The organism is Pseudomonas mandelii, assembly GCF_002251635.1.
Classification (GTDB): domain Bacteria; phylum Pseudomonadota; class Gammaproteobacteria; order Pseudomonadales; family Pseudomonadaceae; genus Aquipseudomonas; species Aquipseudomonas mandelii_B.
The window spans coordinates 1-7,346 of record NZ_NMOJ01000132.1; the positions used below are offsets into that span (position 1 = coordinate 1).

Sequence of the window (7,346 nt, forward strand, 5' to 3'; positions counted from 1 at the left end):
TCAGAANATCAGAACGGTAATTGGAGATCAGGGGCAACACGTTTCAACTGGGCGTGGAACACGTCCTTGATGCGCTGCAACTCAGCCTCGGTATCCGCCTCGAAGCGCAGGACCAGCACCGGTGTGGTGTTGGACGCGCGAACCAGGCCCCAGCCTTTGGCGTAATCGACTCGCACACCATCAATGGTGGTCAGGTTGGCGCCTTCACCCCATTGCGCATCGTGCAGTGCGTCAATGATGCTGAATTTGCTCTCCTCGGTCACATGGATATTGATCTCTGGCGTAGAAATATCATTCGGGAAGGTCTGAAACAGCTCCTGCGCCGTGGATTTTTCCTTGCTGAGGATCTCCAGCAGACGGGCGGCGCTGTAAATGCCGTCGTCAAACCCGAACCAGCGCTCCTTGAAGAACACGTGGCCGCTCATTTCGCCGGCCAATAGCGCACCGGTTTCCTTCATTTTCTTTTTGATCAACGAGTGACCGGTCTTCCACATTAGTGGGCGGCCCCCGTATTTCTTGATCAGCGGGGTGAGGCGGCGGGTGCATTTCACGTCGAAGATGATTTCGGCATTCGGATTGCGCGCCACCACGTCACGGGCGAACAGCATCAGCAGGCGGTCTGCGAAGACGTTCTCGCCGGTGTTGGTCACCACCCCGACGCGATCGCCGTCACCGTCGAAGGCCAGGCCTACGTCGGCACCGGTTTCCTTGACCTTGGCGATCAGGTCCACCAGGTTTTCAGGTTTGCCCGGGTCCGGGTGGTGGTTGGGGAAGTTGCCGTCAACGTCGCAGAACAGCGGGATGATTTCGCAGTTCAGGGCTTCGAGCAGCTGCGGGGCGATCACGCCGGCTGCGCCGTTGCCACAGTCGACCACGACTTTGAGGCGGCGAGCCAGTTTGATGTCCTGGACGATTTCGGTGTTGTAGCGGTCGAGGATCTCGACCTGGGTGACGCTGCCTTTACCGCTGGTCAGGTCGTTGTTCTTCAGGCGGTTGTGCAGGGCCTGGATCTGTTCGTTGGCCAGGGTGTCGCCGGCGATGACGATCTTGAAGCCGTTGTAGTCCGACGGGTTATGGCTGCCGGTGAGCATCACCCCGGATTTGCCGGCCAGTACGTTGGCGGCGTAGTACAGCGCAGGCGTTGGCACCAGGCCGACGTCGCTGACGTGGCAGCCGCTGTCGGCCAGGCCCTGGATCAGCTGTTCCACCAGCTCCGGGCCGGACAAGCGGCCGTCACGGCCTACCGAAACATTGGGCTCGCCCTGGGCCAGGCTTTGGGCACCGATGGCGCGGCCGAGCCAATAAGCGGTCTCAGCGTTCAGGAGTTCCGGGACGGTGCCGCGAATGTCGTAGGCGCGGAAGATGCTGTCCGGGAACTTGGGTGCGACTGTGGCTGGGCTGCTCATTACTGGAAATGCTCCATCTCGAAGGTGGCTGGACCTGTCTGCGAAGAACTCGTCAGCAGGCGCAAACTGAAGGGTATGACGGCGTTTTCCACTGAGAGTTCGTGGTACGAAAAGGCCATGACACCGGTTTCACTGAGCATCTGGACGGCCAATGCCTTGATTTCCAGTGTTAAACCTTGCAGATGACGTTCGTGCAATTTTCAGTGCGAAACCTGTGGGAGCGAGCTTGCTCGCGACTCCGTTGTCGAATGTGCAACCGTCATCGCGAGCAAGCGCGCTCCCACAATGAATTCCTTAACTCTTTTGGATCAGTGGCTGCCGGAATGCCCAAAACCGCCAGCACCGCGCTCGGTTTCAACGAACTCTTCGACCATCTCGAAGTGCGCTTGAACCACCGGCACCAGAACCAGCTGCGCCAGGCGCTCACCGACCACCATGTTGAACGAGGTGTTGCCACGGTTCCAGCACGACACCATCAGTTCGCCCTGGTAATCCGAGTCGATCAGGCCCACAAGGTTGCCCAGCACGATGCCGTGTTTGTGGCCCAGGCCGGAGCGCGGCAGGATCAACGCCGCCAGGCCAGGGTCGCCGACGTAGATCGACAGGCCGGTCGGGATCAGCACGGTTTCACCCGGCTTGATGACGGTGTCTTTTTCCAGCATCGCGCGCAGGTCGAGGCCGGCGGAGCCTGGCGTGGCGTATTGCGGCAGCGGGAATTCGGTNCCGATGCGTGGGTCGAGGATCTTGGCTTGCAAAGCGTGCATGTAAATTAAACCTGGTTCAGCCGTTGGGCGATAAATGAGATCAGTTGGCGGGCAATCTTGCCTTTGCTGGTCTGGGCGAAAACGGTGGCGTGCAACTCGCGGTCGATCACGCTGCAGGCGTTTTCTTCGCTGTTGAAGCCAATGCTCGGGTTGGCGACGTCGTTGGCGACGATCAAATCGAGGTTCTTGTCTTTCAACTTGCGGGCAGCGTAGTCGAGCAGGTGTTCGGTTTCAGCGGCGAAACCGACACTGAACGGCCGGTCCGGGCGGGTGGCGATGGTCGCCAGAATGTCCGGGTTGCGCACCATTTGCAGGAGCAGGCCGTCGCCGCTTGTAGGGTCTTTCTTAAGCTTTTGCGGGGCGACGACTTCCGGGCGGTAGTCTGCAACCGCTGCCGAGGCGATAAACAGGTCGCAGGGAATGGCTGCTTCACAGGCCGCCAGCATGTCGCGAGCGCTGACCACGTCGATGCGCGTGACGCGATCCGGGGTCGGCAGGTGCACCGGGCCGGTAATCAGCGTGACTCGGGCGCCGGCTTCTACCGCGGCTTCGGCCAGGGCAAAGCCCATTTTGCCGGAGCTGTGGTTGGTGATGTAACGCACCGGGTCGATGTTTTCCTGGGTCGGGCCAGCGGTGATCAGTACATGTTTGCCGGTGAGTGCCTGGCGCTTGAAGCAGTCCGCCGCGCATTGGGCGAGCTCGACGGCTTCGAGCATGCGGCCCAGGCCGACGTCACCGCAGGCCTGGCTCCCGGAGGCCGGGCCGAACACTTTGAGGCCACGGCTTTGCAGGAGCTGGGTGTTGGCCTGGGTGGCCGGGTCGCGCCACATGGCCTGGTTCATGGCCGGAGCGATGGCGACCACGGCATCGGTGGCCAGCACCAGCGTAGTCAGCAGATCGTCGGCAATACCTTGTGCCAGTCGGGCGATCAGGTCCGCCGTAGCGGGGGCGATCAGCACCATATCGGCCCACTTGGCCAGCTCGATGTGCCCCATGGCAGCTTCAGCCGCCGGGTCCAGCAGGTCCAGGTGAACCGGGTGGCCGGACAGGGCTTGCATGGTCAGTGGGGTGATGAACTCACTGCCACCGCGTGTCATGACCACGCGCACTTCGGCGCCTTGGTCCAGGAGCCTGCGAACCAGCTCTGCGCTCTTGTAGGCGGCAATGCCGCCGCCGACGCCGAGAACGATGCGTTTCCGATACAGCCGCTGCATAGGTCTGCCTTTCATTTCGTTGATGACTGCGTGGCGATACCCCCTCCCCAGGAGTGAAATCGCTCGCAAAAAAGATGGGCTACGATATCACAGCGACCGCTATGGAACAGCGGCGCGCCCACAGACATGGAGGTGCTATGAGCATTCGCGATTGGCCGGCGGCGGAGCGGCCGCGGGAGAAGTTACTGGAGCAGGGATCGGCAAGCCTTTCGGACGCCGAGTTGCTGGCCATCTTTCTACGAACCGGCGTAACCGGCAAAAGCGCGGTGGATTTGGCGCGACACTTGTTGCAGCAGTTTGGAAGCCTGCGCACGTTGCTTGAGGCCGACCTTCGGACCTTCAGCGGCGAGCTCGGACTTGGACCGGCAAAGTTCGCGCAGTTGCAGGCGGTGCTGGAAATGGCCCGCCGACATCTGGCAGAACGGTTGCGGCGTGATTCGGTGATGGAGAGTCCTTTGGCGGTGCGTGACTACCTCAAGTCGATGCTGCGTCACGAGCCGCATGAGGTCTTCGGTTGCCTGTTTCTGGATTCCAAACACCGGGTGCTGGCGTTTGAAGTGTTGTTTCGTGGCTCCATCGACAACACCAGTGTGTACCCGCGACAGGTGGTCAAGCGCGCATTGGCGCACAACGCCGCCGCGTTGATCCTCTGCCATAACCATCCGTCGGGCAATCCCGATCCCAGTCAAGCCGATCGGCTGCTGACCAAGCGCCTGCAAGAGGCGCTGGAGCTGGTTGATGTGCGGGTGCTCGACCATTTCATCATCGGTGACGGCGATCCTTTGTCGATGGCTGAGTATGGNCCTGCGCTGACCCTGACGCCGATCACCTGTGGCGAGGGAGCTTGCTCCCGCTTGAGTGCGTAGCGCTCGCAATATTGGGGGCCGCTTCGCAGCCCAGCGTCGGAACGTCGCCCGGAGCAAGCCCCCTCGCCACAATGGATCGCGTTTCCCTTGAGAGGTNCGGTTACTTCAAGTTGACCTTCGAGTAGTCCTGGCGGCCGAATGGGCTGACTTGATAACCCTCGACGTCCTTGCGCGTCAGCGCGAACGCCGTCGGATGCGCCAGCGGCAGCCACAACGCCTGCTGCTGGATCTGCGCCTGGGCCTGTTGATACAGCTTGCTGCGCACACCTTGCTCGCTGGTGGTCTTGCCGGCGCTGATCAGTTTGTCCAGGGTTGGGTCGCAGTAGCGGGCGAAGTTGGTGCCGGATTTCACTGCCGCGCAGGAGAATTGCGGGGTCAGGAAGTTATCCGGGTCGCCGTTATCGCCGGCCCAACCCATGAACAGCAGGTCATGCTCACCGGCTTTGGCGCGGCGAATCAGCTCGCCCCATTCGATCACCCGAATCTCGGCCTGAATGCCGATTTCTGCGAGGTCCGATTGCAGCATTTGAGCGCTGAGGCTTGGGTTCGGGTTCAGCAGGCTGCCGGAAGGTCGGGTCCAGATGGTGGTCTGGAAACCGTCCTTGAGTCCGGCCTTGGCCATGAGTGCCTTGGCCTTTTCGACATCATGCGGATAACCCGGCAGGCCTTTGGCGTAGCTCCAGGTGTTGGGCGGGTACGGGCCGTTGGCGGGCTCGGCGGTGTCTTCGAACACGGCTTTGACGTAGGTGGCCTTGTCGAACGCGAGGTTGATCGCCTGGCGCACTTCAGGTTTGTCCAGTGGTGGATGCTGGCTGTTGATGCCGACGAACGCGGTCATGAAGGCGTCAGTCTTTTCCACTTTCAGGGTCGGTTCTTTCAGCGCGGCCTGTACGTCCAGAGGCTTGGGTGACAGGGCGATCTGGCACTCGTTGCGACGCAATTTCTGCAAGCGCACGTTGGCATCCGGCGTGATCGCGAAGATCAGTGGGTCCACCGACGGCTTGCCACGGAAGTAGTCAGGGTTGGCCTTGTAGCGAATCGAGGCATCTTTCTGGAAACGCGTAAACACGAAAGGGCCGCTGCCGATCGGCTGGCTGTTGAGCTTCTCGGGCGTGCCGGCCTTCAACAGCTTGTCGGCGTATTCGGCTGAATAGATCGAGGCGAAGCCCATGCTCAGGGTCGCGAGGAAGGTCGAGTCCGGGTAATCGAGAGTGAAACGCACGGTCAGCGGGTCGAGGGCGTCGATCTTCTTGACCAGCGTCGGCAGTTGCAGAGACTGCGCATGCGGGAAGCCGCTCTGGGCGATCTTGTGCCACGGGTTGGCGGGGTCAAGCATACGGTCGAAGCTGAATTTCACGTCTTCGGCGGTCAGTTCACGCGTTGGGCTGAAATACTCAGTGCGATGGAATTTCACCTGCGGGTGCAGCTTGAACACGTAGGTCAGGCCATCCGGCGACACTTCCCAGCTGTCTGCGAGGCTCGCGACCACTTTGCCGCTGGCGGTGTCGAAGTCAACCAGCCGATTCATCAGCACATCGGCCGACGCGTTGGTGGTGGTCAGCGAGTTGTATTGCACCACGTCGAACCCTTCCGGGCTGGCCTCGGTGCAGACGCTCAGGGCGGCGGCATGGGCCAGCGGGCTCAGCAGGAGCGGGGCNAGCAATAGCGGTAGGGCAGCGAGGCGCATATTCGGTTTCCTTTNCAGATCGAAGGCCCATCTGCAAGTGCAGTCTGGAAAAGGCTTACCCTAGTGGGCTCTTTTGCAAATGACTATCCCCTTTTTCATTTTAAGGGGACTATGTGCGCTTGTTTTCGGTGATGCGGGCCGAGGAAAACCCGAAATCGGTCGGTTGGCCGATTCTCTGCGACGAGCGGTCTTCATCGACCACAGCCTTTATCCAAGGCGCTCGGCGCCCGAAAAATGGGGAATTTATCAAGTCCGCGCACACGGAATGTTGTTGCTCTCCAGTCTTTCTGGTATAAAGCAGCGCTCTTTTCTAGGGGCCCGGTTCCTTCGCTAGTAGGTGTAGCCGGTAAGACCCTAAAGAAACGCGGCGCCTGGCGCCAAATGACTGAGAGATTAAGCGGCCAACCCATGCCGGGTTGGGCATGTGGTTTTAGAGGGCTGAGGCATGTCGAGAGTCTGTCAAGTTACCGGTAAGGGTCCGGTGACTGGGAATAACATTTCCCACGCAAATAACAAAACCCGTCGTCGTTTCCTGCCGAACCTGCAGCATCACCGCTTCTGGGTTGAAGAAGAGAAACGTTTTGTTCGCCTGCGTGTATCTGCCAAAGGCATGCGTATCATCGACAAGCGTGGCATCACTGTCGTGCTGGCCGAAATCCGCGCCGCTGGCAAGATCTAAGGAGCTTTATCATGCGTGAATTGATTCGAATGATCTCTAGCGCCGGTACTGGTCACTTCTACACTACCGACAAGAACAAGCGTACTACCCCGGACAAGCTCGAAAAGAAAATGTTCGACCCGCGCGTTCGCAAGCACGTGATCTACAAAGAAGGCAAAATCAAGTAATTGATTTTCTTCCTTGTGAAAAAAAGCCCGTATCTCACGATGCGGGCTTTTTTTTGCCTGTGATTTCTTGATNGTNTGTCAAGTTACCGGTAAGGGTCCGGTGACTGGGAATAACATTTCCCACGCAAATAACAAAACCCGTCGTCGTTTCCTGCCGAACCTGCAGCATCACCGCTTCTGGGTTGAAGAAGAGAAACGTTTTGTTCGCCTGCGTGTATCTGCCAAAGGCATGCGTATCATCGACAAGCGTGGCATCACTGTCGTGCTGGCCGAAATCCGCGCCGCTGGCAAGATCTAAGGNAGCTTATCATGCGTGAATTGATTCGNNTGATCTCTAGCGCCGGTACTGGTCACTTCTACACTACCGACAAGAACAAGCGTACTACCCCGGACAAGCTCGAAATCAAGAAATTTGATCCGGTTGTTCGCAAGCACGTGATCTACAAAGAAGGCAAAATCAAGTAATTGATTTTTCCTCCTTACGAAAAAGGCCCGTATCGCGAGATACGGGCCTTTTTTGTTGCCTGCGGATATGCGTTGCCTGTCAGGGCCTCATCGCGAGC

The 7,346-nt window shown here is 59.3% G+C and carries 9 protein-coding genes and 1 pseudogene; 5 read left to right on the forward strand and 5 right to left on the reverse strand.

Features of this window, described 5'->3' with window-relative positions; translation table 11 throughout:
- Positions 1-8: 8 nt before the first annotated feature.
- From B7L09_RS18050 to coaBC, 4 genes and pseudogenes are all read right to left on the reverse strand, one after another.
- Positions 9-1,412, reverse strand: a pseudogene (locus tag B7L09_RS18050) (phosphomannomutase/phosphoglucomutase); the annotation flags it as partial.
- Positions 1,406-1,603 carry a hypothetical protein gene (locus tag B7L09_RS18055; RefSeq protein ID WP_094469983.1) on the reverse strand — a complete coding sequence of 66 codons (198 nt, stop codon included), beginning with the start codon at positions 1,601-1,603 and terminating at the stop codon, positions 1,406-1,408. The gene B7L09_RS18055 and the pseudogene B7L09_RS18050, both read right to left, overlap by 7 nt.
- A 111-nt stretch (positions 1,604-1,714) precedes the next feature.
- Positions 1,715-2,170 (reverse strand): dUTP diphosphatase, encoded by a 456-nt coding sequence (gene dut / locus B7L09_RS18060; RefSeq protein ID WP_094469984.1) that lies wholly within the window; start codon positions 2,168-2,170, stop codon positions 1,715-1,717.
- 5 nt (positions 2,171-2,175) lie between these two features.
- The gene (gene coaBC, locus B7L09_RS18065) at positions 2,176-3,384 is read right to left on the reverse strand and encodes a bifunctional phosphopantothenoylcysteine decarboxylase/phosphopantothenate--cysteine ligase CoaBC (protein WP_094469985.1); all 1,209 of its coding nucleotides are present in this window, start codon (positions 3,382-3,384) and stop codon (positions 2,176-2,178) included.
- A 137-nt stretch (positions 3,385-3,521) separates the two neighbouring features.
- Here coaBC and radC point away from each other — a divergent pair, with 137 nt between their 5' ends.
- Entirely contained in the window at positions 3,522-4,250 is a 729-nt protein-coding gene (gene radC, locus B7L09_RS18070; protein ID WP_255142173.1) for a RadC family protein, read from the forward strand.
- 100 nt (positions 4,251-4,350) lie between these two features.
- On the opposite strand, the gene B7L09_RS18075 is transcribed toward radC, so the two are convergent.
- Positions 4,351-5,937, reverse strand: coding sequence for an ABC transporter substrate-binding protein (locus B7L09_RS18075; protein ID WP_094469986.1), 1,587 nt, complete (start codon positions 5,935-5,937; stop codon positions 4,351-4,353).
- A gap of 445 nt (positions 5,938-6,382) precedes the next feature.
- Here B7L09_RS18075 and rpmB (B7L09_RS18080) point away from each other — a divergent pair, with 445 nt between their 5' ends.
- The 4 genes from rpmB (B7L09_RS18080) (at position 6,383) to rpmG (B7L09_RS18095) (ending at position 7,248) form a co-directional block, all read left to right on the forward strand.
- The gene (gene rpmB, locus B7L09_RS18080) at positions 6,383-6,616 is read left to right on the forward strand and encodes a 50S ribosomal protein L28 (protein WP_003176907.1); all 234 of its coding nucleotides are present in this window, start codon (positions 6,383-6,385) and stop codon (positions 6,614-6,616) included.
- An 11-nt stretch (positions 6,617-6,627) separates the two neighbouring features.
- Complete coding sequence (gene rpmG, locus B7L09_RS18085) at positions 6,628-6,783, forward strand: 50S ribosomal protein L33 (protein WP_003176906.1); 156 nt, start codon at positions 6,628-6,630, stop codon at positions 6,781-6,783.
- A gap of 31 nt (positions 6,784-6,814) precedes the next feature.
- Positions 6,815-7,081 (forward strand): 50S ribosomal protein L28, encoded by a 267-nt coding sequence (rpmB, locus tag B7L09_RS18090; protein WP_438269332.1) that lies wholly within the window; start codon positions 6,815-6,817, stop codon positions 7,079-7,081.
- Between the two features lie 11 nt (positions 7,082-7,092).
- Positions 7,093-7,248, forward strand: coding sequence for a 50S ribosomal protein L33 (rpmG, locus tag B7L09_RS18095; RefSeq protein ID WP_094469988.1), 156 nt, complete (start codon positions 7,093-7,095; stop codon positions 7,246-7,248).
- Positions 7,249-7,346: the final 98 nt, after the last annotated feature.

Coding starts and splice junctions, on each gene's coding strand:
- rpmB (WP_003176907.1), top strand. CDS start 6,383: ATGTCGAGAGTCTGTCAAGTTACCGGTAAGGGTCCGGTGACTGGGAAT.
- rpmG (WP_003176906.1), top strand. CDS start 6,628: ATGCGTGAATTGATTCGAATGATCTCTAGCGCCGGTACTGGTCACTTC.
- coaBC (WP_094469985.1), bottom strand. CDS start 3,384: ATGCAGCGGCTGTATCGGAAACGCATCGTTCTCGGCGTCGGCGGCGGC.